This window comes from Leisingera sp. S2M4, assembly GCF_055398055.1.
The window spans coordinates 2,987,118-3,013,372 of sequence record NZ_AP040861.1 but is presented as its reverse complement, the minus strand read 5'-3'; the positions used below and the strand labels follow the sequence as shown (position 1 = coordinate 3,013,372).

The 26,255-nt window shown below is 63.3% G+C and carries 25 protein-coding genes; 11 read left to right on the top strand and 14 right to left on the bottom strand.

Going from position 1 to position 26,255, the window contains the following annotated elements; translation table 11 throughout:
* The 10 genes from fabZ to pyrH form a co-directional block, all read right to left on the bottom strand.
* Positions 1-471 carry a 3-hydroxyacyl-ACP dehydratase FabZ gene (gene fabZ, locus ACZ52D_RS14615; RefSeq protein ID WP_222453318.1) on the bottom strand — a complete coding sequence of 157 codons (471 nt, stop codon included), beginning with the start codon at positions 469-471 and terminating at the stop codon, positions 1-3.
* Between the two features lie 75 nt (positions 472-546).
* The gene (locus tag ACZ52D_RS14610) at positions 547-1,062 is read right to left on the bottom strand and encodes an OmpH/Skp family outer membrane protein (RefSeq protein ID WP_464441749.1); all 516 of its coding nucleotides are present in this window, start codon (positions 1,060-1,062) and stop codon (positions 547-549) included.
* Positions 1,063-1,183: 121 nt separating this feature from the next.
* Positions 1,184-3,580, bottom strand: coding sequence for an outer membrane protein assembly factor BamA (bamA, locus tag ACZ52D_RS14605; protein WP_464441748.1), 2,397 nt, complete (start codon positions 3,578-3,580; stop codon positions 1,184-1,186).
* A gap of 128 nt (positions 3,581-3,708) precedes the next feature.
* Positions 3,709-3,834: a hypothetical protein gene (locus ACZ52D_RS14600; RefSeq protein WP_369929025.1), complete on the bottom strand. Its 126-nt coding sequence runs from the start codon at positions 3,832-3,834 to the stop codon at positions 3,709-3,711.
* Between the two features lie 140 nt (positions 3,835-3,974).
* Positions 3,975-5,324 (bottom strand): RIP metalloprotease RseP, encoded by a 1,350-nt coding sequence (gene rseP / locus ACZ52D_RS14595; protein WP_464441747.1) that lies wholly within the window; start codon positions 5,322-5,324, stop codon positions 3,975-3,977.
* Between the two features lie 5 nt (positions 5,325-5,329).
* On the bottom strand, positions 5,330-6,502 hold the full coding sequence (dxr, locus tag ACZ52D_RS14590) for a 1-deoxy-D-xylulose-5-phosphate reductoisomerase (protein WP_464441746.1): 1,173 nt from the start codon (positions 6,500-6,502) through the stop codon (positions 5,330-5,332).
* Positions 6,503-6,518: 16 nt separating this feature from the next.
* The gene (locus ACZ52D_RS14585) at positions 6,519-7,304 is read right to left on the bottom strand and encodes a phosphatidate cytidylyltransferase (RefSeq protein ID WP_417472196.1); all 786 of its coding nucleotides are present in this window, start codon (positions 7,302-7,304) and stop codon (positions 6,519-6,521) included.
* Positions 7,301-8,059, bottom strand: a complete 759-nt coding sequence (locus ACZ52D_RS14580) for an isoprenyl transferase (protein WP_369929017.1) — start codon at positions 8,057-8,059, stop codon at positions 7,301-7,303. The genes ACZ52D_RS14585 and ACZ52D_RS14580 overlap by 4 nt, the downstream gene beginning before the upstream one ends.
* 9 nt (positions 8,060-8,068) lie before the next feature.
* Entirely contained in the window at positions 8,069-8,632 is a 564-nt protein-coding gene (gene frr / locus ACZ52D_RS14575) for a ribosome recycling factor (RefSeq protein ID WP_369929015.1), read from the bottom strand.
* Between the two features lie 429 nt (positions 8,633-9,061).
* Positions 9,062-9,811, bottom strand: a complete 750-nt coding sequence (pyrH, locus tag ACZ52D_RS14570; RefSeq protein WP_222453326.1) for a UMP kinase — start codon at positions 9,809-9,811, stop codon at positions 9,062-9,064.
* A 128-nt stretch (positions 9,812-9,939) separates the two neighbouring features.
* Here pyrH and miaA point away from each other — a divergent pair, with 128 nt between their 5' ends.
* The 6 genes from miaA to ACZ52D_RS14540 all read left to right on the top strand — a co-directional run bounded on the left by miaA (position 9,940) and on the right by ACZ52D_RS14540 (position 18,359).
* Complete coding sequence (gene miaA, locus ACZ52D_RS14565; RefSeq protein WP_464441745.1) at positions 9,940-10,800, top strand: tRNA (adenosine(37)-N6)-dimethylallyltransferase MiaA; 861 nt, start codon at positions 9,940-9,942, stop codon at positions 10,798-10,800.
* Positions 10,801-11,006: 206 nt separating this feature from the next.
* Entirely contained in the window at positions 11,007-11,780 is a 774-nt protein-coding gene (locus ACZ52D_RS14560) for a helix-turn-helix transcriptional regulator (protein ID WP_464441744.1), read from the top strand.
* Between the two features lie 322 nt (positions 11,781-12,102).
* Entirely contained in the window at positions 12,103-13,773 is a 1,671-nt protein-coding gene (locus ACZ52D_RS14555) for an ABC transporter substrate-binding protein (RefSeq protein ID WP_464441743.1), read from the top strand.
* 125 nt (positions 13,774-13,898) lie between these two features.
* Entirely contained in the window at positions 13,899-14,945 is a 1,047-nt protein-coding gene (locus tag ACZ52D_RS14550) for an ABC transporter permease (RefSeq protein WP_222453330.1), read from the top strand.
* A 12-nt stretch (positions 14,946-14,957) separates the two neighbouring features.
* Entirely contained in the window at positions 14,958-16,172 is a 1,215-nt protein-coding gene (locus tag ACZ52D_RS14545) for an ABC transporter permease (RefSeq protein WP_464441742.1), read from the top strand.
* A gap of 96 nt (positions 16,173-16,268) precedes the next feature.
* Complete coding sequence (locus ACZ52D_RS14540) at positions 16,269-18,359, top strand: dipeptide ABC transporter ATP-binding protein (protein ID WP_222453332.1); 2,091 nt, start codon at positions 16,269-16,271, stop codon at positions 18,357-18,359.
* Between the two features lie 97 nt (positions 18,360-18,456).
* Here the strand turns inward: ACZ52D_RS14540 and ACZ52D_RS14535 are convergent, their stop codons facing one another.
* Positions 18,457-18,831, bottom strand: coding sequence for a hypothetical protein (locus ACZ52D_RS14535; RefSeq protein WP_369929004.1), 375 nt, complete (start codon positions 18,829-18,831; stop codon positions 18,457-18,459).
* A gap of 145 nt (positions 18,832-18,976) precedes the next feature.
* Positions 18,977-19,561: a lytic transglycosylase domain-containing protein gene (locus ACZ52D_RS14530; RefSeq protein ID WP_369929002.1), complete on the bottom strand. Its 585-nt coding sequence runs from the start codon at positions 19,559-19,561 to the stop codon at positions 18,977-18,979.
* A gap of 239 nt (positions 19,562-19,800) precedes the next feature.
* On the opposite strand from ACZ52D_RS14530, the gene ssb reads away from it, so the two are divergent.
* Entirely contained in the window at positions 19,801-20,313 is a 513-nt protein-coding gene (gene ssb / locus ACZ52D_RS14525; RefSeq protein ID WP_464441741.1) for a single-stranded DNA-binding protein, read from the top strand.
* 70 nt (positions 20,314-20,383) lie between these two features.
* Here the strand turns inward: ssb and aroB are convergent, their stop codons facing one another.
* Both aroB and ACZ52D_RS14515 read right to left on the bottom strand, forming a co-directional pair.
* Entirely contained in the window at positions 20,384-21,490 is a 1,107-nt protein-coding gene (gene aroB / locus ACZ52D_RS14520; protein ID WP_369928998.1) for a 3-dehydroquinate synthase, read from the bottom strand.
* Positions 21,490-22,080, bottom strand: coding sequence for a shikimate kinase (locus ACZ52D_RS14515; RefSeq protein WP_369928996.1), 591 nt, complete (start codon positions 22,078-22,080; stop codon positions 21,490-21,492). The genes aroB and ACZ52D_RS14515 overlap by 1 nt, the downstream gene beginning before the upstream one ends.
* 81 nt (positions 22,081-22,161) lie before the next feature.
* On the opposite strand from ACZ52D_RS14515, the gene ACZ52D_RS14510 reads away from it, so the two are divergent.
* From ACZ52D_RS14510 to ACZ52D_RS14495, 4 genes are all read left to right on the top strand, one after another.
* A complete protein-coding gene (locus ACZ52D_RS14510; RefSeq protein ID WP_222453338.1) occupies positions 22,162-22,311 on the top strand; it encodes a hypothetical protein in 150 nt (49 codons plus the stop codon).
* On the top strand, positions 22,301-23,821 hold the full coding sequence (locus ACZ52D_RS14505) for a hypothetical protein (RefSeq protein WP_464441740.1): 1,521 nt from the start codon (positions 22,301-22,303) through the stop codon (positions 23,819-23,821). The genes ACZ52D_RS14510 and ACZ52D_RS14505 overlap by 11 nt, the downstream gene beginning before the upstream one ends.
* A gap of 1 nt (position 23,822) precedes the next feature.
* Positions 23,823-24,764: a site-specific tyrosine recombinase XerD gene (locus tag ACZ52D_RS14500; RefSeq protein ID WP_369928991.1), complete on the top strand. Its 942-nt coding sequence runs from the start codon at positions 23,823-23,825 to the stop codon at positions 24,762-24,764.
* Between the two features lie 84 nt (positions 24,765-24,848).
* Positions 24,849-26,159, top strand: a complete 1,311-nt coding sequence (locus ACZ52D_RS14495; protein WP_222453341.1) for an HlyC/CorC family transporter — start codon at positions 24,849-24,851, stop codon at positions 26,157-26,159.
* Positions 26,160-26,255: the final 96 nt, after the last annotated feature.

Genomic DNA, 26,255 nt, shown 5'->3' with positions numbered 1-26,255 from the left:
TCAGGCCTCTTCGCTTTGGCGGTCGACCATTGCGGTGAATTCGGCCTCTGCGGCGGTTTCGCCGTCAACAGTGGCACGACCGGAAAACTTGAAAATCTTGCCGCCGGGTTTGCCGCGGACGGTTTCCACCTGCATTTCCAGCACATCGCCCGGCACCACCTTGCGGCGGAATTTGCACTTGTCGATGTTCATGAAGTAGATCAGCAATTCGGTGTCGACCATGTCCATGCCAACGCCCAACATCACGCCGGCGGTCTGCGCCATCGCCTCGACGATGGTCACGCCCGGCATGATCGGTGTGCCGGGAAAATGCCCCTGGAAGTGCGGCTCGTTCATCGTGACGTTCTTGATGCCGCGCGCCGACTTGTAGCCGTCGATATCGACCACCTTGTCGACCAGCAGAAACGGATAGCGGTGCGGCAGGATCCGCTGGATCAGTTGAATGTCAGCGCTTTGCAGCTCGGTGGTCATGCGTGATTTCCCATGTTCGTCAAATATAGTTCGCCGTGCCTAGCAAGACAGCGGCGCTTGGGCAAGTTTGCGCGCTCAGGGCGCATCCTCATCGGTGTCGACCCCATCGCCCAGAACCTCGTCGATCCGCGATATGGCGAGCCCGGTGATATCCGCGGCTTCGGCGCTGAGAAAAACAGACGAGTGATCCAGGATCGCACCTGCCCCGGTTTCGGCCAGGATCTGCTGCAGCACCGGCAGCGACGCATTCAGGAACTCGCGCCGGGCCTCCTCGCCCATCTGGTTGATCTCGCGCAATTTCTGGTCCTGACGGCGGCGGGTTTCCTGAACCTTCTGATCGAACGCATCCGCCAAGGCGCGAAAGGCGTCAGGTTCCATCTCGGCACGCCGCTTGGTCAGCTCCAGTTCCTCGGCCCGCAGCTCCGCCTCGATCCGGCGGTTTTCCGCAGTCAGCACCGCGCCTTCGGCCTCGATCTCGCGCTCGACCCGGCGCCCAAAGGCGCTTTGCGAAAACAACCGATCCGGCTGAATTGTCAGGATCCCGCTTTGCGGCAAACCCAATTGGTAATTGCTTGCCGTCGCCAGCGCCAATGGCGGCCCCGGCCTTGGGCCTTCATCAGATGCCTCCTGCGCATGGGCCAACCCGGCTGACAGGAACACAATTGCCCCTGTCAGCCGGGTTTTGCCCAGGAACGCCCGCACTGGCACCCGATCAGAACCGCGCCTGCAAGGTGAGGTCAAAGTTCTGCTCCTCGTCAAAGTCCTCTTTTTCCAGAGCCTTGGAGAAGTTGAACCGCAGCGGACCAATGCCGGTGGTCCACAGAAGCGACACCCCGATCACATGCCGGAAGGATTGCTGGTTCCCGACAACATTGCCAGCCGAAGTATTGGCGTTTTCCAGCCCCCACAGGCTTCCGACGTCATAGAACAGGCCGCCGCGCATGCCGATTTCTTCGGGCAATCCGAGCGGGAATTCCGCGTCGAAGCGTGCAACCGCATAGTAGTTACCGCCCAGGAAATCATTGTAACCAGCCGACTGGTCCCGCGGGCCAATACCACCGGGTTCGAAGCCGCGCATGATCGACGGTGTGAGAATGAAGCGGTCCACCGAACGGCTGAAACCGTCGCTCTTCCAATGCAGCGATCCGGCTTCCAGAGTTGCGCGCAGGGTGACTTCTTCGTTGAAAACACGTTTCTGCGCCACCATTTTCGTCGTGGTCTTGAGGAACTTGGAATCGCCGCCAAGCCCGGCATAGTCCGCGCCGATCTCAACCAGGAAGCCAGCATTCGGGTCCAGCCCGGTCAGACGGCTATCGTAGCGATAGGTCAGCCCGATGGCGCTGGACGTGCGCGCGCCCTGTGCAATTTCGCTGCGGACGATTGGTCCGGCCAAAAAGTCGCCAGTGCGCGTGCCAGCAACGATTTCCCGATCATCTTCGGTATAGCGCATTTCATCTTCGGCCCAGGTGTAGCGCACCTGCAGGGTCGTATCCTCGCCCGTGGCAAAGGTCAGCGCCGGGCGGAAGAAAATCCGCTTGGTCTCATACTCTGAGTAGCTCGAGTCGGTCTCGTTTAACCCAAGGTCCAGATCGAAGCGCAGATCCCGGCCCAGAAGATAGGGTTCCGAGAAGCCGAGAATATAGGAATCCGATTCTGTCGCAGTGGCGAGCTGAAACGACAACCGCTGGCCGCGCCCGAGGAAGTTGCGCTCGCTCAACCCCACATTGATGCCGAACCCGTCATTGACCGAGTAGGAACCACCAAGGTTCAGAGAACCGGTTGGCTGCTCTTCGACGTCAACATCGACGATCATCTGGTCCGGCGCGCTGCCCTGCCGGGTTTCCACGTCGGCATTGGCAAAATACCCCAGCGCGCGGATGCGTTCGGCGCTGTTGCGAATGGCGCGCGGGTTGAAGGGATCGCCTTCTACGGTCCGGAACTGCTGGCGGATGACCCGATCCAGTGTCGTGGTGTTGCCTTCGATGTCGATCCGTTCAACGAAAACCCGCGGGCCGCGTTTCAGAACGAATTCCACATCCAGCGTCAGATCACGGTCATTGCGCGTGATCCGCGGCTCCACCCGCAGAAAGTCAATTTCCTGCTTAACACCCAGCCCTTCGAGACGGTCGATGGAGTTTTCGACCAGCGTCGGAGAATAGACCACGCCCGGCTTGATCTTCAGCACAGAGCGGAACAGATCCGCATCCGCTTCGGGCAGTTCGCTGCTGACGGAGATGTTGCCGAAACGGAACTGCTGACCCTCGGTGACGTCAACCACGAGGAAGACGGCATCACGCTCTTGCGTGACCTCGGCGTTGGCACTGTTGATCCGGAAATCAACATAGCCGCGCGACAGGTAGAAATCGCGCAGAACCTGCTTGTCGAACTCCAGACGGTCTTCGATCAAGGTATCGGAGCGGATGAAAGTGCGCAGCAACCCTGCCTGCTTGGTTTCCAACACACGCCGTAGACGGCGGTCGGAATAGACCCGGTTGCCGGTGAAGGACACGCGCTCGACTTCGACGGTGTCGCCTTCGGAGATTTCGAACACCAGGTCGACGCGGTTGTTGCTGCGGCGAATGATGCGCGGTGTCACCCGCGACGCGAGGCGCCCCTGCGCGCTGTAGACTTCGGCAATGGCAGCGGCATCGCGTTCAGCCACCGACGGGTTGAATACCCGCCGCGGCGCCGACTCGACCACCTGCGACAGGGCGTCGTCCTTGATACGATCGTTGCCCTCGAAGCTGATCTGGCTGATGGTGGGGAACTCGGTCACTTTCACCACCAGCGTATTGCCGCGGGGAACCAGCTCGACCGTCTCAAATACACCACTGTCAAGGATGCGTTGATAGGCGTCGTTCAACTCGCCTGCGCTGACGGTCTGGCCACGTTCAAGCCCGGTATAGGCCACGATGGTGGAGGTCTGGATGCGCTGGTTGCCCTCGACCTGAACGGTATTGAAACGATAGCTCTGCGCCCCGGCCATCTGTGGTGCAAAGGCATAACCCAAGGCAACGGCCAGAGAAATTGCAGAGACTTTACGATACAAGATGTTGACGCCAGTGTTGCGCGCCCCACAGGACTTGCCTGCGTTTTTCCCCCAAACCATTTTTCAGAACCCGATTATTATAGCAGCTTTGGCATGTGCGTAGCGGGTTTGAATGCGGTTGTCAAAACCAACCAAGACGCTTGGAGATTGCAACCTGAACCCAATCGCAGGGCTCGGGTTGCAGGGAATCACAAGGTGGCCAGCCAGGTCCCGGCCGTCAATGCGCCAAAGATTGCAAACCCGGCCAGCGCCCGATCCCAGTTCAGCCGCACCAACAGCCCCAAGCCACGGCAGGATTGTGTCAATGTTTGCATGTCTAACCCCCGGTCTCACCCTCCCGTTCACGGTCGCAGCGTGCACCGTCAACGGGTTTCCAAAAAGTTAACCGCGGAATATGGCGTCAATTGGGCACCAACATGGCCGGGATTGGCCGTCGGCGCCCAGTTGAACAGCTTCAGCAGAACAGGTCGTTGCCGACTGCAAAGAGCATCAGAGAAAGAACGATGGCGATGCCAAAGGTCATCAAGACCCGGACTGCGCCGTCGCTGGGCGGACGTCCTGTTACGGCTTCATAGGCGTAGAACACCAGATGACCGCCATCCAGCGCCGGCACCGGGAAGAGGTTTAGAAGCCCCACCGCCGTCGACAGCACCGCGATGAACCGGATGAAGCTTTCCGCACCCTGGCTCGCCATCGCACCGGATGTCTCGGCAATCCCAATCGGGCCGGACAGGTTGCAAGTGCTGATCGCGCCGGTGATCATGTGCTTCAACCCAGACAGCGACGTCTCGACCACGGCCCAGACCTGGTAGCTTCCGGCGGCAAGCGCTTCCCCGAAACCCGCCGCATCGGTTGCTGGCTCGAACGCCATGCCGCCGATAATGCCGATCCGCCAGCTCGTGGCAAAACTGCCATCAGGCTGCGGCTCATCCGTGCGACGGGGAGCCAGCGCCATTTCGACCACCTCCCCCTCGCGCCAGACGTCCAGCACCAGCACGCGACCGTCTGCGGCCTCCACGTGGTCCTTCAGCTCATCGAAAGACACCAGCGGGGTACCGTCAACTGCGACGATCACGTCGCCCGGTCGCAACCCAGCGTCAGACGCCGCGCTGCGGGGCGCCACGCCGCGCACATGGGGAGGATACAGGTACGGCCCCTCCACCGTCATCTCGGTGCCATCGCGCCGCACCAGGTACTGCAGCTGCTGCTGCTGCGGCACGTTATCGCGGAAAGCATCCCAGGCCGCACTGTCGTCGTAGCTCGGAACCGGAACCCCGCCTGCGGAGATCAACTCATCGCCCGGCTGCAGGCCCGTCGCCGACTGCGGCAGGGTCGCCAGCTGGCCCACCGTCAACGGGTCACGCATCACGCCTTGCGACAAGGCCACCGCGGTAAAGATCACCGCCGACATCACGAAGTTGAAGACAGGCCCCGCCGCCACGGTCGCCGTCCGGGCCCACAAGGGAGCGCCATGCATGGTCCGTCGCAATGCGGCCGGATCCGCAGCCGCACTCTCCATTACCGCCGCGTCCTTGCCGGAGGCCGCGTCCGCATCACCGAGGAACTTCACGTAACCGCCAAAGGGCAGCGCCGCCACCTGCCAACGGGTGCCGCGCTTGTCTACCCGGCTCCACAGCACCGGCCCAAATCCCAGCGAGAACACTTCGGCATGGATGCCGGACCAGCGACCGACGATGTAATGGCCGTATTCATGCACCGCAACGATCACCGACAGCGCGATGACAAAACTGGCGATGGTATACAGAAAACCGCCAAGCTGCGGCACGAAAGCGACAAGGTCCAAGGGATCTATCCTATGCGTTCTGCAGCAGCACACGCTGCCTGTTTGCGGGCCAGATGGTCAACCCGGCCGACGTTATCAAGGGTCATTTCAGCGTCAATGAGATCACTTTCGCCTGACATCTGCTCCAGCACGGTTTCGACAACCACCGCCATGTCAGTGAAACGGATGCGCCCGGCGATGAAATCGTCCAACGCCTGCTCTTTGGCGGCATTGAAGGCGGCGCCCATCATGCCACCTCGGGCCATGACCTCATTGGCCAGCCGCAGCGCCGGGTAGCGCGCCGGATCAGGCGCGCGGAAATTCAGCTGCCCGATACGGGCCAGGTCCAGACGTTCGACCGGCAGGCTCTGCCGCTCGGGCCAATGCAGCGCGTAGCCGATTGCGTGGCGCATGTCCGCCGCCCCCAGATGCGCCATGATGGCGCCGTCATTGAAGCCGACCAGCGCATGCACCAGGGATTCAGGATGCACCAGGACTTCAATCTGATCCGGGCGAACGCCGAAATACTCCTTGGTTTCAATAACCTCCAAGGCCTTGTTGAACATTGATGCGCTGTCGATGGTAATCCGCTGCCCCATGTCCCAATTGGGATGCGAGGACGCCTGCGCCAGGGTGGCCTTGGGGAGATCTTCCAGCGGCCAATCGCGAAACGCGCCGCCGGATGCGGTGATGATGATACGCTCCACCGCCGCAATATCTTCGCCGACCAGCCCTTGGAACACCGCCGAATGCTCGCTGTCCACCGGCAGCAGCCGCGCACCATACCGCTCGGCCGTCTGCAGCAACAGCTGGCCCGCACAAACCAGCGATTCCTTGTTGGCCAGCGCCAGAGTGGTGCCATGCTTCAGCGCTTCGAGGCCGGGCGCGAGACCTGCGGCTCCGACGATGGCGGACATGATCCAGTCCGACGGGCGCGCCGCTGCCTCCAGCAGCGCCGTCTGCCCGGCCGCCGCCTCGACACCGCTTCCCTGAAGCGCCGCCTGCAGGGCGGGCAAGTGACAGTCATAGGCCGTGACAGCAATATCGGCGCGCAGGGCTATCGCGTCCCGCGCCAGCCGCTCGATGTTGGCACCGCCGGTCAGCGCCACCACGTCATAGCTATCGGGTGCGCGGCGGATCAGGTCGATGGTGTTTTGCCCGATCGACCCCGTTGCCCCGAATATCGAGATTTTACGCATGGTAGATCCTGTCTGGTCAGCCCCAGAATGCGGTCACGACCAGGAACATGGCCGCAGCCCCCAGCATGCCGTCGAACCGGTCGAACAGCCCGCCGTGCCCCGGGATGAGATTGCTGGAATCCTTGACGCCCATCTTTCGCTTCAAGGCGCTTTCCGCAACATCCCCTGCCTGGCTCGCCATCGACAGCAGCACCGACAGGACTACCATCCCTGCCCCCTTGTCCAGCCACACGGCAAACCCGGCACCAACAGCCGCTGACGCCAGCCATCCGGCCGAGGTGCCGCTCCACGTCTTCTTCGGGCTGACACGGGGCCAGAATTTCGGCCCGCCAATAATCTTGCCTGCGAAGTAACCGGCAACATCCGTCACCACGACGACGCTGACCAACCACAGCATTCCCAGCAGGCCTGTGTCCTGCTGCCCACGCAGCCAGATGAAGCCGAACCCGGCCAACATCACCCACAGGGCAAACCCGGTGAAATGCTGCCTGTTCTCGCGGATCTGGCCAAAGCCGACCGTGACAGGCGCTGCAAGAACCGGCAGCACCCAGGCCACCGGCAGAAAGGACGCCAGAAGCACTGCCAGGCCAGAGACAACACCCAGTTGCAGGGCCATCGCGGGCCGTTGCGGTGCCAGCATCCGCATCAGTTCCCAGATCATGCCACCGCAGCACAATGCGATCAGCGCATCAAAGACGATGCCGCCGACCCAGACCGCCCAGCCGCCGAGGCCAACCATGACGACCGCCGACAACAGCCTTGGCAGCAGGTCCGCCCAACGATCCTTGGCCGCGCCGCTCATGTCTTCACCGCTCCGAAACGGCGGTCGCGGCGTCCAAAACTGCGGCACAACCGCGCCAGCTCCTCGGCCGTGAAGTCCGGCCAGAGCGTATCGATGAATTCATATTCGGCATAGGCTGACTGCCACAGCAGGAAATTCGAAATCCGGGCTTCGCCACTGGTGCGGATCACCAGGTCCGGGTCCGGCAACACGCAGGTATCAAGGTAACGCGGCAGCGTCTCGACATCGACATCCTCGGGGTTCAACCGCCCCTCTGCGACGTCACGCGCCAACCGCTTCGTGGCCCGAGCGACCTCGTCGCGTCCGCCGTAGTTCAGCGCGATCGTCAGCTGGGTGCCATCGTTCTTCTGGGTCTTCTGTTCCAACTTGTCCATCAGGTCGATCAGCTTGGCGTCCAGGCGCACCCGGTCGCCAATGAACCGCACCCGGACATTGCGCTCTGCCAGGGCATTCATCTCCTTGGAGATATAGCGGCGGAACAGGCTCATCAGACCTGCGACCTCGGTCTGGGTGCGTTTCCAGTTCTCGGTCGAGAAGGCAAAGATGGTCAGATATTCGACGCCCAGATCCGGGCAGCACTCGACAACTTCACGCACTCTGCGCGCGCCCGCGTGATGACCAAAGAGGCGTGGACGACCCCGGGCCTGCGCCCAGCGTCCATTGCCATCCATGATGATCGCCACGTGGCGCGGACCGGTGCGCGCTGCCGGAGCTTCGCCGACAGCACTCACTCTTGGATTCGGATCATGCGGCATACTGTGCCGTCAGACCTGCATGATCTCGGCCTGCTTGGCCTCTAGCGCCTCATCCACGACCTTGATCATCTTGTCCGTCAGCTCCTGGACCTCGGCTTCCCAGAACTTCTGGTCATCCTCGGACATCCCGTCGGCCTTGGCCTTCTTGATCTGGTCCATGCCGTCGCGGCGCACGTTGCGGATGGCGACGCGGGCGTGCTCGGCGTATTGGCCTGCCACCTTGCCCAGCTCGCGGCGGCGCTCTTCGTTGAGCTCCGGAATCGGCAACATGATGATGGTGCCATTCAGCTGAGGGTTGATCCCCAGGCCCGACTCACGGATCGCCTTTTCGACCTTGCCGACCAGGCTCTTGTCCCAGACATTGATGGTCACCATGCGCGGCTCCGGCACGTTGACGGTGCCCACCTGGTTGATCGGGGTCATCGACCCGTAGGCGTCCACCATCACCGGCTCCAGCATCGAGGCCGAAGCCCGGCCGGTGCGCAAGGAGGCGAATTCGGTCCGCAGATTGGCCATGGCGCCATCCATGCGGCGTTTCAGATCGTCGGTATCCAGTTCAAATTCATCAGACATGCTGCTCTCTCCCCTTATTTGAGGCGGTCTTCCCTTGGCTCATAAGCCATTGCCGGGCCGATGTATAGCGATCATGGCGAGGATTCGCAGCCAAGACCCTCCGCCGCGCCACCCCGGCCCGTCTCTACGCGTAAGATAGGCCGACGCCGAGAAAGGTCCTGCCTTTACCGCCCAAGGGGCGAGCGTCAGCCTGCGCGCCGCAGACCGCGGAAAAGACAATGCGCGTGACGGTTCTCCGCCACGCGCATTTTAACTGGCCGAAATAGACCCGACGGCAGGCAGGCCCAAAATTGCCCAAACCGGATCACCAGAACACCCTGCCGCCACCCCGGACACTAACGGGTCCGCATGACACCTGGATGACACGCGCGCACCCGGTCGCCACGACAAATGGCGCGCAGCGAAACCGGCGCGATCGCCCGGTGAGGGTCAGCCGTGTACCTTGGTATAGGTGCCCTTGCCTGCCAGAATACCGCGGAATCCGCCGGGCTCATCCAGCGGGAAGACGATCAGAGGCAGGTTGTTGTCGCGGGCCAGGGCAATGGCCGAAGCGTCCATGACCTTCAACCGTTTGGCAAAGACGTCGTCGTAGCTGACCTCGTCATAACGCACCGCGTCGGTGTGTTCCTTTGGATCCTTGTCATAGACGCCGTCAACGCCGTTCTTGCCCATGAAGATCGCCTCGCAGGCCATTTCATTGGCGCGCAGCGTCGCGGCAGTGTCGGTGGTGAAATAGGGGTTGCCGGTGCCTGCCGCAAAGATGCAGACCCGCTTCTTTTCCAGGTGGCGCACGGCGCGGCGGCGGATATAGGGCTCGGCCACCTCGTCCATCCGGATCGCCGAGATTACCCGTGTGAACACGCCCAGACCTTCCAACGCCGACTGCATCGCCAGCGCGTTCATCACCGTGGCCAGCATGCCCATGTAATCGGCGGTGGTGCGCTCCATCCCCTGGGCCGAGCCGGACAAGCCGCGGAAGATGTTGCCGCCGCCGATCACCATGCAGATTTCGACCCCCATGTCGTGCACGGATTTGACCTCACGCGCGATGCGCTGAACCGTCGGCGGATGCAGGCCGAACCCCTGATCCCCCATCAAGGCCTCACCGGAAATTTTCAGCATGACGCGTTTATAGGCGGCGGCCGGATCGAGCTCCGGCTTGTCTTGCGGTTGAGGCATGTTGCGCTCCAGAAGATGTGAGGGTTAGTTTGGCCGCAAAATGGATCAAATCGCCGTGGGATTCAATGCACGCGGCGCGGTTTGACCGCAGTTTTGCGCAAGCCGCCAGAGAAACGGAAAATACCTAGATGCAACTGCCCGAAATCGCCCCGGACCTACCGGTCCTGATCGCCGGGCCCACCGCCTCCGGAAAATCCGCGCTGGCACTCGAAATCGCCGAGCGCCACGGAGGCGTGGTCGTCAATGCCGACGCAAGCCAGGTCTACGACTGCTGGCGGGTCATCACCGCGCGCCCGTCTCCGGAGGAGGAAGCCATTGCTCCGCATGCGCTCTATGGGCACCAGCCCTATGATGCCCCCTACTCCGCCGGGCACTGGTTGCGTGAGGTGCTGCCCCTGCTGGACGCGCGAGAGCGGCCGATTATCGTGGGCGGAACAGGGCTGTATTTCACGGCCTTGACCGAGGGCATGGCGGAGATTCCCGCCACGCCCGCAGCGGTCCGGGCCGAGGCGGACAGCATGTCGCTGGACGCGCTTCTGGCCGGGCTGGATGCCGAGACCGCCAGCCGCATCGACCTGCAGAACCGCGCTCGCGTCCAACGCGCCTGGGAGGTGCTGCGCGCCACCGGTCGCCCTTTGGCCAGCTGGCAGGACGACACCCCCGCCCCGGCACTTGCGCTCGAAGACTGTACCGCGCTGGTGTTGAACTCAGACAAAACATGGCTCGAAGCCCGCATTCGCCGACGTTTCGGCCAGATGCTGCAACAGGGCGCCCTCGAGGAAATCGAGGCGATGCGGGACCGCTACGACCCTGCCCTTCCGTCCTGCAAGGCCATCGGCGTGCCGGAATTGATGACCTATGTGGCCGGAAAAATCTCCATCGAGGACGCCGAGGAACGCGCCGCGATCGCCACCCGGCAATTCGCCAAGCGTCAACGCAGCTGGTTTCGCGCCCGCATGAAGGCCTGGACCCAAGTGACACTCGGCTGAGGTCGCCGCTTGATCGGCAGCGCGCTGAAGCCTCTTGGCTGGCGGTGACAGCCCGCCAGAACACCCCTGCAAATTCCATTCAAATTTTCACCTCATTTGGTGAAAACTTGCCCGAATCACCCGTTTCATGGCTGGTTTGAGGCATCTTTTTCTTGACGCGATACGAAATGCCATTTGATCCCAGCTTCTCCAGGGACGTTCATGTCATGCCGCTCATTCGGCTCGCGCCAGACGGCGCATGGCAAACGGGCCTGTCCCACACCCGGAGCAGCCACCTGCTGATATGGATCACCCGCGGCCAGGGGCGCATCTGCGTCGACGGCTCCCAGCGGGGCTTCGGCCCCCACCATGCTATCTTCATTCCGGCTGGCACCCTGTGGTCCGCGGACTTCTCGCGGCAGTGTCTTGGGCAGGTGCTCGAGATCACCGGCCCGCCGTCGCCGCCGTTTCCGGAGCATGCCACGCACAAGCGACTTGCCAACCTCCAGGAGCAAAGCCGTCTGAGCGCGCTCCTGGAGACGATCAACCGCGAGCAGGCGGCGCGAGAGACACATTGGCAGCGTGCGGTACATGCCCTCAGCCAGCTGGCTGCCATCAGCCTCCAGCGCCAGGCTGACGCAACCCCGGAACCGGCTCGCAGCTCGGCCGCGCGTCGGCTGAGCCGCGCCTATTGCCGCCGGATCGCGAAACATCCCGGCGCGCAGACCTGCATGGCCGACCATGCCGCGGCGCTGTCCGTGACCCCCACCCATCTCACCCGTGTCTGCAAAGCCGAAACCGGCCGAACCGCCGCGGCCCTGCTGACGGAGCATCAGCTACATGCGGCACGGGGTCTGCTGATTTCCACCGACCTGCCGATCCGGGACATTGCCGGCCGCCTCGGTTTCGGCAGCGCCGCCTACTTCACCCGCTTTATCACCCACCACACCGGCAAGACGCCCAGCGCGCTGCGCAAACTGGCCCAATCCAGCGCCGACTGATCCCCCGGGCAGTCGCACGCCCCGATTCCCGCCCCTCCCCGTCCTGCGTTGCGAGTTCCGCCTGTCGCTCCGAGAGATTCTGTACACAAGTGAACAGAAGTGGGAGTTGAAAACCCCCAAACCGCAGAAAACGACAGGAAAAATGTCGTTATTCGCCCCTAAAATACCGAAACTATGGATTGACGAAATAAAATATCTCTGCCCGAATGGAGCCATGGGGAAACTTTAACACAAAGAAATCTCACAGCCGCCCATCCAACGGGGCAGCTGAGCATGTCTATCGTGCGACACGAAATTTCCAGACAAAACCAGGGAGACCCACATGACCAAGGACATCCGTACCGCCGCCCCGATCCACTGGGCCGCCAAGATGCACGCCAGGGAAGTTTTGGACGGCATGCTGGACCGGCGTGAATTCCTCAGCCGGGCCACGGCACTGGGGGTGAGCGCATCTGCGGCCTATGGTCTGCTGGGCATGGCAGCCCCGGTTCGCGCCGCCGAAGACGCCAAGCAAGGCGGCACTCTGCGCATGCAGATGGAAGTGCGCGCGCTCAAGGATCCGCGCACCTACGACTGGACCCAGATCGCCACGTTCACCGCGGGCTGGCTGGAATACCTGGTGGAATACAACAGCGATGGCTCGTTCGCGCCGATGCTGCTGGAAAGCTGGGAGGCCAACGACGACGCCACCGAATTCACCCTGCATGTGCGCAAGGGGGTGAAGTGGAACAATGGCGATGACTTTACCGCTGAAGACGTCGCCCGCAACATCACCGGCTGGTGCGACAAGAGCATCGAGGGCAACTCGATGGCAGGCCGGATGGCCTCGCTGATCGACAACGAGAGTGGCAAGGCCGCCGAAGGGGCGATCACCGTGGTCGACAGCCACACCGTGGTCCTGCGCCCGCAGACCCCCGACATCACCCTGATCCCCGGCATGGCCGACTACCCGGCGGCGATCACCCACGCCAGCCACGACCCGGCGACCATGCTGGAGAACCCCATCGGCACCGGATACATGCTCCCGGAAAGCATGGAAGTTGGCGTCAAGGGCGTGCTGGTCCGCAACGAGAACCACGAGTGGTGGGGCTATGAGGCCGGAAAGGGCGGCTACCTCGACCGTATCGAGTTCATCGACTACGGCACCGACCCCGCTGCCTTCCTCGCCGCCTATGAGGCCGAGGAAATCGACATGAACTGGGAATCGGTGGGCGAATACGTCGATATCTTCGATGGCATCGGCCTCACCCGGTCGGAAATTCCGTCTGGCTTTACCATCGTGATCCGGCCCAACCAGCAGGCCGAGGTCGACGGCAAGAAACCCTATGCCGACAAGCGCGTACGCCAGGCGCTGGCAATGGCGGTGGATAACGCCGTCTGCCTCGAACTCGGCATGTCGGGCTATGGCGTCGTCGCCGACAACTGTCACGTGGGGCCGATGCACCCCGAGCATGACCCCAGCGTGACCCGCCTGCCCTATGACCCGGAAAAGGCACGCGCGCTGATGGAAGAGGCAGGCATGCTGGACTACGAGCATGAGCTGCTGTCCATTGATGACGACTGGCGCAAGAACACCACCGACGCGGTCGCCGCGCAGCTGCGCGACGCCGGTTTCAAGGTCAAGCGCACCATTCTGCCGGGCTCGACCTTCTGGAATGACTGGGCGAAATACCCGTTCTCCTCGACCAACTGGAACCACCGCCCACTGGGCACGCAGGTGCTGGCGCTGGCCTATCGCTCGGGCGAGGCCTGGAACGAAAGCGGCTTTGCCAATGAGGAGTTCGATGCCCTTCTGGCCGAAGCCAACTCGATCGCGGATGCAGACAAGCGACGCGAAGTGATGGGCAAGCTGCAAGCCATCATGATCGAGGAAGGCGTCACCATCCAGCCCTACTGGCGCACCGCAATTCGGCACCACACCGATGCCGTCACCGGCGTCGACAAGCACATTGCCGATCTGCCGCAGATCTACAAATGGGCACGCAAAGCCTGATCTGACCCAACCGGTCGCCCACGCCGGGCGGCCGACCGCTTCTGGACGCAAGTCGCGCCCTTTGCCTGACCGGCATATGCCGGTCAGACCCGGACTGTGCGCAAAGCCACCAATGGGAGCAATCCATGGGAGTGTTCATCCTCAGACGGGTCGGTGTGATGCTGCTGACCGCGCTCTGCCTGACCTTCGTCGTGTTCTTCATGACGAACCTCTATCCAAACCTTGAAAAGCTGGCCAAGACCCAAGGCAACTTCCGCATGTCGGACGAAGCCGTGGCAACCTGGCTGGAGCGAGGCGGCTACCTGCAATCCACCCCCAAGAAGTACCTGGAGTGGATCGGGCTGGCGCCGTCCTACCGGCACGTCGCCGAAGATGGAACGGTCACAGGGCGCTGCATCCAACCTGGCATGACGGCCGAGGAAGCCCCCCGCTACTGCGGCATCCTGCAGGGCTACTGGGGCTATTCGACCGTGTTCCGCGACGAGGTCGGCAATATCATCGCCACCCGTCTGGGGCTGACCGGTTACCTGATGTTCTGGGTGATGCTGATCATGGTGCCCTCGGCCCTCATCCTCGGCGTGCTGGCCGGGATGCGTGAAGGCTCGGCAATGGACCGCTCCCTGTCGACGGTGGCGATCACCACCACCGCAACACCGGAGTATGTCTCGGGCGTTCTGTTCATCGCCATCTTTTCCTCCTCCGCGGTGGGGCTGAAGTGGTTCAAGGGCACCGCCACCAGCGCCATGGAGAACCCGAATTTCGAGAATTTCACCCTGCCGGTGCTGACGATCGTGCTTTATGGCATGGGGTACATCGCCCGCATGACCCGCGCCTCGATGACCGAGGTGATGACGGCGCAATACATCCGCACCGCGCGGCTGAAGGGCGTGAGCTTTCACAACATCGTGCTGAAACACGCGTTGCGCAATGCGCTGATTGCCCCCTTCACCGTCATCATGCTGCAGTTCCCATGGCTGCTGAACGGCGTGGTGATCGTCGAAACCCTGTTCAACTACAAGGGCTTCGGCTGGACGCTGGTGCAGGCAGCCGGCAACAACGACATCGAACTGCTGCTTGGGGTTTCGGTGGTCTCGGTCCTGGTGGTTCTGATCACGCAGCTGATTTCCGACATCGGCTACGTGTATCTGAACCCCCGGATCCGGATTTCTTGAGGGAGGCCGCAGATGGAACCACTTGACACGTTTGAGATTACCCTGCGGATCCTTTACCAGCTGTCGCCGGTCTGGGTCACGCTGGTCATCCTGTTCATCTTCTCCATCGCCTTCAAGCGGCGACTGGGGCTCTATGGCAAGCTGTTCGACAGTCCGATCGGCATGATCGGCTTTGGCATGGTGATGTTCTGGGTCTTCACCGGCATCTACGGGGCCATGGACATGATCGTGACCCATGATCCGCTGGCGCAGCTGTCCGGGATGAAAAACAAGGCCCCTGGCACCCCGCTGCGCAACCCGGAGGAAGGCAGCTACCCCTATTACCTGCTTGGCGGCGACAACCTTGCACGGGACGTTTTCAGCCGTCTGGTCAAAGGGGCCTGGGTGGTGGTGCAGATCGCGCCGCTGGCAACCCTGTTCGCCTTCATGGTCGGCATCACCCTGGGCCTGCCCGCGGGCTACTACGGCGGGCGACTGGATGTGTTCCTGTCCTTCCTCGCGAACCTGATCCTGGCCTTCCCGGTGATCCTGCTGTTCTACCTTCTGGTCACCCCGGAGATCGTTGCCACCGGTGTGCCGAACTACATGGCGCTCGTGCTGTTCCTGTTCCCGATCGTCTTTGTCACCGTATTGCTGAACACGCGCTATTACACCCGCCCCAAGCTTCGCAACCCGCTGCTCGCCGGGGTGCTGGTGATCGCCTTCTGGCTCTACCTGCAAACGGTCTCCAATGGCGGCTACCTGGTGAACACGCCGACCTTTTCCCTTTGGGGCTTGCCCCGCGTGCTGGATTTCTTTGACATTCCCGGCGGCATCCTGGTGGTGTTCGTTTCGGTCGTCTTCGTCAACTCGCCCACCGTGTTCCGCATCGTGCGCGGGCTGACCATGGACATCAAGACGCGCGACTATGTCGCCGCCGCCCAGACCCGTGGCGAGGGGCCGTGGTACATCATGCTGTGGGAGATCCTGCCCAATGCCCGCGGGCCGCTGATCGTCGATTTCTGCCTGCGCATCGGCTATACAACCATTCTGCTGGGCACCTTGGGCTTCTTCGGGCTTGGACTGCCGCCGGAAAGCCCTGACTGGGGCTCGACGATCAACGACGGGCGCAAGCTGCTGTCGGTCTACCTGCACCCCGCCCTTGCGCCAGCCTTTGCGCTGCTGACGCTGGTGCTGGGGCTGAACCTGCTGGCCGACGGGTTGCGCGAAGAAAGCCTGAAAGACTGATCCGTACCGACGGGACCGGGGGCATGCCCTCCGGCCCCTCGGCGACTTGGGGCAAACGGAAAGACAGGTTTCCAGCTCCGACAGGGAGAGATGAACATGAGCAAACTGGCGGACTACGACGGCCCGATCCTTGAAATCGACAAACTGTCGATCTCGTTCTTTACCCGACTGCGCGAGATCCCGGCGGTAATGGACTTTTCGGTCACTGTTCAGCCGGGCGAAGCGGTCGGCCTGGTCGGGGAATCCGGCTGCGGCAAATCCACCGTGGCGCTGGGCGTGATGCAGGACCTCGGCAAGAACGGCCGGGTGGTCAGCGGCAGCATCCGCTTCAAGGGACGCGACCTGGCCGAGATGACAGCCGAAGAGCTGCGCGACATCCGCGGCAACGAGATCGCGATGATCTACCAGGAGCCGATGGCCAGCCTGAACCCGGCGATGAAGATCGGCAAGCAGTTGATGGAAGTGCCGATGATCCACGAGGGCGTCGGCCAGAAGGAAGCCTATGCCCGCGCCTTGGAGGTGGTGACCGACGTCCGCCTGCCCGACCCCGAGCGGATGCTGAACTCCTATCCCCACCAGCTGTCGGGCGGTCAGCAGCAGCGCATCGTCATTGCGATGGCGCTGATGTCGAAACCCTCGCTGCTGATCCTGGACGAGCCGACGACCGCGCTTGACGTGACGGTCGAGGCCGCGGTGGTGGATCTGGTCAAGGATCTCGGCAAGAAATACGGCACCTCGATGCTGTTCATCTCGCACAACCTCGGCCTGGTTCTGGAAACCTGCGACCGCCTTTGCGTGATGTACTCCGGCGAAGCGGTCGAGCGCGGCTCGATCCATGACGTCTTCGACGAGATGCAGCACCCCTATACCCAGGCATTGTTCCGCTCCATCCCCCTGCCCGGCGCCGACAAGAACGCCCGTCCCCTGGTGGCAATCCCCGGTAACTTCCCCTTGCCGCATGAACGCCCGCCGGGCTGCAACTTTGGGCCGCGGTGCGACTACTTCGAGGCCGGGCGCTGCGATGTGGATCAGGTCATTCCGATGCGGCCGGTGCCGGGGAACGACCGCCACGAGACCCGGTGTCTCCGGTTCGAGGAGATCGACTGGAACGCCCCGCTGACCCTTGCCGAGCAGAAGGAGAAATCCGCCCCCGGCAAGGTCGTGCTGAAAATGGACAATCTCAAGAAATACTACGAGGTTGCCGCCAACGCGCTGTTTGGCGGCGGCGAAAAGAAGGTCGTGAAGGCGAACGAAACGCTCAGCTTCGAGGCCCGCGAATCCGAAACCCTTGCCATCGTCGGGGAATCCGGTTGTGGCAAATCCACCTTCGCCAAGGTGCTGATGGGTCTGGAAACCGCGACCGAGGGGGAAATTCTGCTGGATGGCCGCAATATCGAGCAGACCCCGATCGAAGCCCGCGACACCCGCACCATTTCAGACGTGCAGATGGTGTTCCAGAATCCCTTCGACACGCTGAACCCCTCGATGACGGTGGGACGTCAGATCATGCGGGCTCTGGAAATCTTTCAGGTCGGCAATTCCGAGGCAGAGCGACGTCAGAAGATGCTGGAACTCCTCGACCTGGTGAAACTGCCCCGCGCCTTCGCAAACCGCATGCCCCGGCAGTTGTCGGGCGGCCAGAAGCAGCGTGTCGGCATTGCCCGCGCCTTTGCGGGCGGCGCACGGATCGTGGTGGCGGATGAACCGGTCTCGGCGCTGGATGTGTCGGTGCAGGCCGCCGTGACCGACCTGTTGATGGAGATCCAGCGGAAGGAGAAGACCACGCTGCTGTTCATTTCGCATGACCTCAGCATCGTGCGCTATCTCAGCGATCGCGTCATGGTCATGTATCTCGGGCATGTGGTGGAACTGGGCGACACCGAACAGGTCTTCTCGCCGCCCTACCACCCCTACACCGAGGCGCTGTTGTCCGCCGTGCCGATCGCCGACACCTCGGTCGAGAAGGAACATATCGTTCTGGAAGGCGACATTCCTTCGGCGATGGATCCGCCGCCGGGCTGCCCGTTCCAGACCCGCTGCCGCTGGAAGTCCGAAGTGCCCGGCAATCTGTGCGAGCGGGAGGTGCCACCGCAACGCCAGCTGGGCAAAGGTCACCAGATTAAGTGCCATCTGGACGATGCAACGCTGGCACGGATGACGCCGGTCATCAAAACCGCGGCCGAGTAACCGAAACTCCGCCACGAACTGCCGGGCACAGGTGACATGGAACGCACCCGCGTCCGGCGATAAGTGTCCGGTTGCAGCGAAAAGGCGGGCGGTCCGTTCAGCTCAGCAGCAGGACGACGATCATCAAAAGGTTCATCGAGGCAAATTGCATCAACCGCGGCGTCTTCCTGCCCTGCCAGGCCGCCGCTATGGCCGCCGTCACCGACAGTGCAAGCCCGGCCAGCGACAGGCCGCCGCCGATCAGCCCGGCAAACCCCGTTCCCGGCCCCCAAGGCGATCCCTCCAGCGTCATGCCTTTCAGCCCGACACCGATCAGCAGGCCGGTAATCGCCGCCGCGAGGCTCAACACGGCGCTGCGCGGCCGTCGTGGCAGGCGCGCGCCCAGCATGTTGTCGATCAGCGCGCGGCTCGGCACTGCCGTGGGGCGCCACTCGATCCGATGAACCCGTTCCTCGAAGCTGTTGACATACATGGGTTAAATCTCCTGGCAGCGTGTATTTTCAGCCGAGAGATTCATGAAAAATTTAGACAAATACGTGGCAAACCCACGGAGTTAACGGGGCATTAACGGATCTTACCCGAAGATTAATGCGCAGCGTCCGCCAGCAAGCGCGCGGTTAGCTGCCCCAGATCTTCTTCACGTAATTCTTCGTCTCTTTGTACGGCGGAATGCCGCCGTATTTGCGCACCGCCTCAGGCCCGGCGTTATAGGCGGCCAGGGCCAGCCGCCAATCCCCGAACTTGCGATACTGCTGCGCCAGGTAGCGCGCGCCCCCTTCCAGATTCTGTCGCGGCACCGCCGGGTCCACCCCCAGCGCCCGCGCCGTCGCGGGCATCAGCTGCGCAAGTCCCAGCGCGCCCTTGTGCGACTTGGCGGTCGGGTTCCAGTTGCTCTCCTGTTGCACCAGCCGCAGGAACAACTCCTCGGGCACATTGTGCTTGCGCGCCGCCTCGCGCGCCATGGTCAGGAACTCGCCCCGGTACTTGCCATTGTAGCGCAAGGTCGCCGCCGCCGAGGGCACCTCGTAGGTCTTGGGCTGCAACCTGACCGAATTCCTGTACTGGCTGGCCGCGCGACCATCCAGCACCCGGGTATGGGCGGCAAACAAGGCCTTCCGATTCTTGCTGCTTAGTACATCGGCGATGGCAGGCTGCCCTACCCCGACAATTGCAATAACGAACCCAGCAACGGCTTTTCGCATGTCCGCTGTCCTGACACTGTCCCACTCGCGGGGACTATACCCGATGCGCCACAAATTTAAAGCAATCGCGTCGCAAATCCGCCATTCCCCGCCACCGCACGGGATTTCCTCTACAGAGACCGGGTTTCCTCACCCCGCATGGGCCTATACTGTGCATGCAACCGGCGCGGCGGGATTCGCCCCGCACCGCTGCCGAACCGGAACACCAAAAGACTCATAAAGACAAAGGACCGAACCCTATGGCCGGCTCACTGAACAAAGTCATGCTCATCGGCAACCTGGGCCGCGACCCCGAGGTGCGCACCTTCCAGAACGGTGGCAAAGTGTGCAACCTGCGCATCGCCACCTCCGAGACCTGGAAGGACCGCAACACCGGCGAGCGCCGCGAGCGCACCGAATGGCATTCCGTCGCGGTTTTCAGCGAAGGCCTGGTGCGGGTCTGCGAACAGTATCTTCGCAAGGGCTCCAAGGTATATGTCGAGGGCCAGCTGCAGACCCGCAAATGGCAGGACCAGAGCGGCCAGGACCGTTACTCCACCGAGATCGTTCTGCAGGGCTTCGGCAGCACGCTGACCATGCTGGACGGCCGCGGTGAAGGCGGCGGTGGTCAGGGCGGCGGCTATGGCGGCGGCAGCCAGGGCGGCGGCGGTTACGGCGGCGGCTATGACAGCGGCCCGCAGGGCGGCGGTCAGGGCGGCGGCTTCGGCGGTGGCGCCTCGCACAACATCGACGACGACGAAATCCCGTTCTGAGAACAGGACCGCAGTTATCAAAAAGGGCAGCCCAGTGGCTGCCCTTTTCAGTTTCAGGATGAAATTTCCTTCACGCTCCGGCGTCGCGCAGCACATCCAGCACGGCCTCAGGCGGCACATCGCCGGTGACAAAGGCTTCCCCGATGCCGCGCGCGAGGATAAAGCGCAGCTGGCCCTCGACCACTTTCTTGTCCTGCCCCATCAGCTCCAGCAGAGCCTCGGCGTTCGGCAGCTCGCCGGGAATGTCGGCCAGATCAGTCTTCATGCCCATCGCCTTCAGATGCGCGCGCACCCGGCTTGGATCTTCCTGCGAACACAGGCCCAGCCGCGCCGACAGCTCAAACGCCAGCGCGCAGCCGATTGCCACGCCTTCGCCGTGCAGCAGCCGGTCGGAATAGCCGGTAGCGGCCTCCAGCGCGTGACAGAAGGTATGGCCCAGGTTCAGCAGCGCGCGGTCGCCCTGCTCGGTCTCGTCGCGCACCACGATGTCGGCCTTCATCTGGACCGAGCGCGCAACTGCCTCAACCCGCGCGGCCATGTCGCCCGCCGCCAGCGCCGGGCCGTTGTCCTCCAGCCAGGCAAAGAACTCGGCATCACCCAGCAGCCCGTATTTCACCACCTCGCCGTAGCCCGACAGGAAATCGCGCGCCTCCAGCGTGCCCAGCACGGCGGTGTCGGCCAGCACCAGCGACGGCTGGTGGAAAGCGCCGATCAGGTTCTTGCCCTGCGGTGCGTTGATACCGGTCTTGCCGCCGACCGAGCTGTCGACCTGAGCCAGCAGAGAAGTCGGGATCTGCACGAAACGCACGCCACGGCGCAGCACCGCAGCGGCAAAGCCCGCCAGGTCCCCGATGACGCCGCCGCCGAAGGCCACCACGACATCGCCGCGCTCTACCTTCTGGTCCAGCAGCCATTCCACTGCGCGGCTGAACTGCGGCCAGCCCTTGGTGGCCTCGCCCGGCGGCAGCGCCAGCGCGCTCATTTCGATGCCGTCCGAGGCCAGCCCGGCGCGCAGAGCGTCCAGGTGGTGCGCCGCGACGGTCTCATCCGTCAGCACCGCCACGCGCGGCCGTTTCAGCAGCGGCGCAATCCGCTTGCCCGCCTGCTCCAGCAGGCCGGGGCCGATCACAACGTCATAGGCGCGGCTATCCAGCGGCACATGAACCTTGCGTTCCATCATTTCCACTCCAGCACATCGGGGCGCGACTGCAAGGCCTCAAGCACCCGGTCAACCATGGTTTCAATCGACGCCTGCCCATCCGAGACCACCGCCAGATCCGCCTTTTGGTAAAGCGGCACCCGGTCGCGGTACAGGGCGCTGAGGGTCGCATGCGGATCCGGGGTGCGCAGCAGGGGCCGCGTATCGCGATGGCGCACCCGATTCCACAGCACCTCAAGGTCGGCGTTGAGCCAGACCGCAACGCCCTTGGCCGAAATCACCTCGCGGTTCTCCTCCGCCAAAAAGGCGCCGCCGCCGGTCGACAGCACGCCGCGCTCCTCCTCCAGCAGGCGCGCGATCACCTGCCGTTCCTTCTGGCGAAAGAACGGCTCTCCGTCGCGCGCGAATATCTCTGGTATCGTCATGTTGGCAGCGGCCTCGATCTCGTGGTCGCTGTCCAGAAAGGGCACCCCGAGCCGCGCCGCGAGCGCGCGGCCCACGGCGGTCTTTCCTGCGCCCATCATCCCCACCATCACGATGGTCTTCTTCAAGGTTCCCGGCACCTGGCCTGCGGCCTTCTGGCCGCTGCTTTGCTCTTTTTCGCTCATTCTTCAGTGAATGACGTGATCTTGCGGAAAAGGGAATATATAACTTCCGCAAAAGAGCAGGAAACAGGCACTGGATGACCCATGGGGCGATTGTTCAAATATCTGATCTACTTGGTGGTTCTAGCGGCAGTAGGGCTCGTTGCCTATACCTATGTCGGGCCGTGGTTTGGCGCTGATTTCAGCGCCCCGAGCACCGAGGTGCGCAAACCGGTGGTGCTGAATGCGGATTAAGTCGGCCGTCGCCGCGGTCCTGCTGGCCGGGCCTGCGCTCGCCACGGAACCGCTGACGGCCATCGACTGGCTGAACAAGCCGCAGCCACGCAGCGAACTGCCCGGAACCGTGCTTCTGGAACCACCCGTCACCGGCACCGCCGCGCTGCCGCAGGTTTCGGTCACGCCGCTGGAGGCCTTGCGGCCGCCGGCCGGGCTGGTGCCAGCCTCGGCGACCGGCCTCCCCACGGACTTGTGGCGGGGCAGTGATGCCGGTGACATCAGCCAGTTGATCCGCACCGTTCCGGTGCGCCGCAGCCCGGCGATGCAGGCGCTGCTGTTTACCCTCTTGTTGTCGGAGACCCGCGCACCGGAGGACGGTGGCGACCAGATCCTGCTGGCCCGGCTTGACCGCCTGCTCGCACTTGGGGCGACGGACGCGGCTCAGGCGCTGGCCGAGCAGGCGGGCCCAACCGCCACACCAGCTCGGTTTTCCCGCTGGTTCGATGCCACCCTGCTGACCGGCGGCGAAGATGCCTCCTGCATGGCGCTGGCTGCGGATCCGCATCTGTCCGACAACTACGCTGCGCGGATCTTCTGCGCGGCGCGGCGCAGCGACTGGTCCACGGCGGCGCTGATGCTGGAGACCGCCATTGCGCTGGAGCTGCTGCCCCAGGCACAGATCGATCTGCTGGACCGGTTTCTAAATCCCGATCTCTATGAGCAGGCGCCCCCCCTGTCGCGCCCTTCGCAACCTGATCCGCTGACCTTCCGCCTGTTTGAAACCATTGGCGAGGCGATGCCGACCGCACCTTTGCCGACCGCCTTTGCCGCTGCGGATTTACGGGACATCGCCGGCTGGAAAGCCCAGCTGGAGGCTGCCGAACGGCTGGCGCGCGGCGGCGCATTGAACCCGAACCAATTCCTGGGGCTGTTCAGCGCCCGCAAACCCGCCGCTTCGGGCGGTATCTGGGATCGGGTTGCCGCTGTTCAACGGCTCGAATCGGCGCTGAACGGCACCGACCCCGAAAAGATCACGGAGACCCTGGCCGAGGCTTGGAGCGCCATGCAGGCGGCCGGCACCGAAACGGTGTTTGCCGACCTCTTTGCCGACCATCTTGCCCGCGCTCCGATCAGCGAGCCGAGAACCGCGGCGTTGGCCTGGCGCATCAGGCTGCTGTCGCCGCAATACGAACTGGCCGCGCTGGATGCCCCGGCAGAAGATGACAAAAGCCGCTTCCTGGCCGCGCTCGCGCAAGGACGCCCCGACGCCGACATCGCTCCTGACGCCACCGCCCGCGCCATCGCGCTGGGGTTCACCGCTCCCGGCCCGGTGCCCGCCCGCATCCGGCAGCTGCTGGACGATGGCCAGCTGGGTGAGGCCATTCTGCGCGCGATGGTGCTGTATGGGCGCGGCGCCAACGGCAATCTCGGCGATCTCAGCGCAGCCCTGGCCGCCTTCCGCGCGGTCGGGCTGGAGGACACGGCCCGACGCGCCGCCCTGCAGCTGCTGCTACTGGAGCCGCAATGAGATGACGGCACCGCGCGACAACTTCCAATGGATTTCGACCTTTCTCGACGCTCAGGCCGCCGAGACTGGCGCCTCTCAGAATACCTTGCTGGCCTATGGACGTGACCTCAAGGACCTGAGCGGCTGGCTGGAACACCGCAACCTCGACTTTCTCAGCGCCAGCCAGGACGATCTCGAGGCGTATCTGATCAGCTGCGACGCCCAAGGGCTGGCGCGCGCCACCCGCGCGCGCAGGCTCTCGGCGACCAAGCAGATCTACCGCTTCGCCTTTGAGGAAGGATGGCGCGCGGACAATCCGGCCATCCAGATCCGCGGTCCCGGACGGGAAAAACGCCTGCCCAAGACACTGGACGTCAGCGAGGTCGACCGCCTGCTCGACGCGGCCCGGCAAACCGGCCGCAGTGTTGCGGACCGGCTGCGCAACACCTGCCTGATGGAACTGCTTTATGCCACCGGCATGCGGGTGACCGAGCTGGTGTCCCTGCCGGTCTCTGCCGCACGTGGCGATCCGCGCATGCTCCTGGTGCTGGGCAAGGGCGGCAAGGAGCGCATGGTACCGCTGTCGCCGCCCGCCCGCGAGGCGCTGGCGGCCTGGCTGCAGGAACGCGATGCCGCAGAGGAACTGCGCGAAGCGAAGGGCCAGCCGCCCTCTCGCTTCCTGTTTCCCTCGCGCGGCAAGTCCGGCCATCTGACCCGTCACCGCTTCTACCTGCTGATCAAGGAGTTGGCGGTCACCGGCGGTGTCTCGCCAGACAAGGTGACCCCGCACACGCTGCGCCACGCCTTTGCAACGCATCTTTTGGCCAATGGGGCCGACCTGCGCGCCATCCAGGCACTGCTGGGACACGCCGACATCGCCACCACCGAAATCTACACCCACGTGCTGGACGCGCGGCTGCAGGAACTGGTGCTGGAGCACCACCCGCTGGCCAAGGGCAACTGATCCTCCTCCAGTGCTTGAAGCGCGCGCTCCAAGCCCCCATAACTGCGGTAAACCTTCCACAACCGACCGGATTTCAGACCCACCATGGACACAGCCTCCACCGTATTTGACAGCGCCTTCTGGATCACCGCCGGGGCGATCGTTCTGCTGCTGGTGCTTTCGGGGTTTTTCTCCGGCTCTGAAACCGCACTGACAGCCGCGTCTCGCGGCAAGCTGCGCAGCCAGGCCGACAAGGGCTCGCGCGGGGCGCAGACCGCGCTCACCGTTACCGAGGACAACGAGCGCCTGATCGGCTCTGTTCTGTTGGGCAACAACCTCGTCAACATCCTTGGCACCTCGCTGGCCACCGCCCTGTTCACCCGCGCCTTCGGCGAAAGCGGCGTTGCCCTGGCGACCTTGGTCATGACCCTCCTGGTGCTGATCTTTGCCGAGGTTCTGCCCAAGACCTATGCCATCTCCAACGCCGAAAAGGCCGCCGCAGCGGTGGCGCCGGTGATCTCGGTCCTGGTGACCGTTCTGGCCCCGGTGGTTGGCCTGGTGCGGCTGCTGGTGCGCGGTGTCTTGCGGATCTTCGGCGTACAGATCGACCCCGACAGCCACATCATGGCGGTGCGCGAGGAGATCGCCGGCGCCCTGCACCTCGGCCACTCCGAGGGGGTTGTGGAAAAGGAGGACCGGGATCGGATCCTTGGGGCGCTCGACCTCTCCGAGCGTTTCGTCGAGGAGATCATGCTGCACCGCTCGCATATCCAGATGATTGATGCCGATGCCGATCCCGAGGCAATCCTGGAGCAATGCCTGCAAAGCCCCCACACCCGCCTGCCGGTGTTCCGCGGCGAGCAGGAAAACATCATCGGCGTTGTCCATGCCAAGGATCTGTCCCGCGCCATGTACGAGCAACTCGGCGGTGCCGGCGGCGATGCGGACCGGCTGAAGTCCTTTGACATCACCCAGGTCGCCAACGCGCCCTACTTCGTGCCGGAAACCACCACGCTGGATGAACAGATGCGCCAGTTCCTGCGCATGCGCTCGCATTTCGCGCTGGTGGTGGATGAATATGGCGCCTTGCAGGGGCTCATCACGCTGGAGGACATTCTCGAAGAGATCGTCGGCGAGATCACCGATGAATTCGACCCGGCCGAGGGCAACATCGCCAAGAAGACCGCCGATGGATCATACCTGGTGGAAGGCGCGACGACGATCCGCGATCTCAACCGGGCAACAGACTGGAACCTGCCGGACGAAGAGGCCAACACCATCGCCGGTCTGGTCATCCACGAGGCCCAGACCATCCCGACAAAAGGGCAGGTCTTCTCATTTCATGGCTTCAGGTTCGAGGTGACCGAACGGGAAGGCAACCGCGTCACCGCCCTGAAGATCCGACCGCTTTACTGACCCCTTCGGGTTCACCCCAACCTCAGCCCCCCCCTGTCATGCCGTGGATCGCCGGTACAAATTCGGCGGTCCGCGGCATGCGGTGTCGTTTTCTGA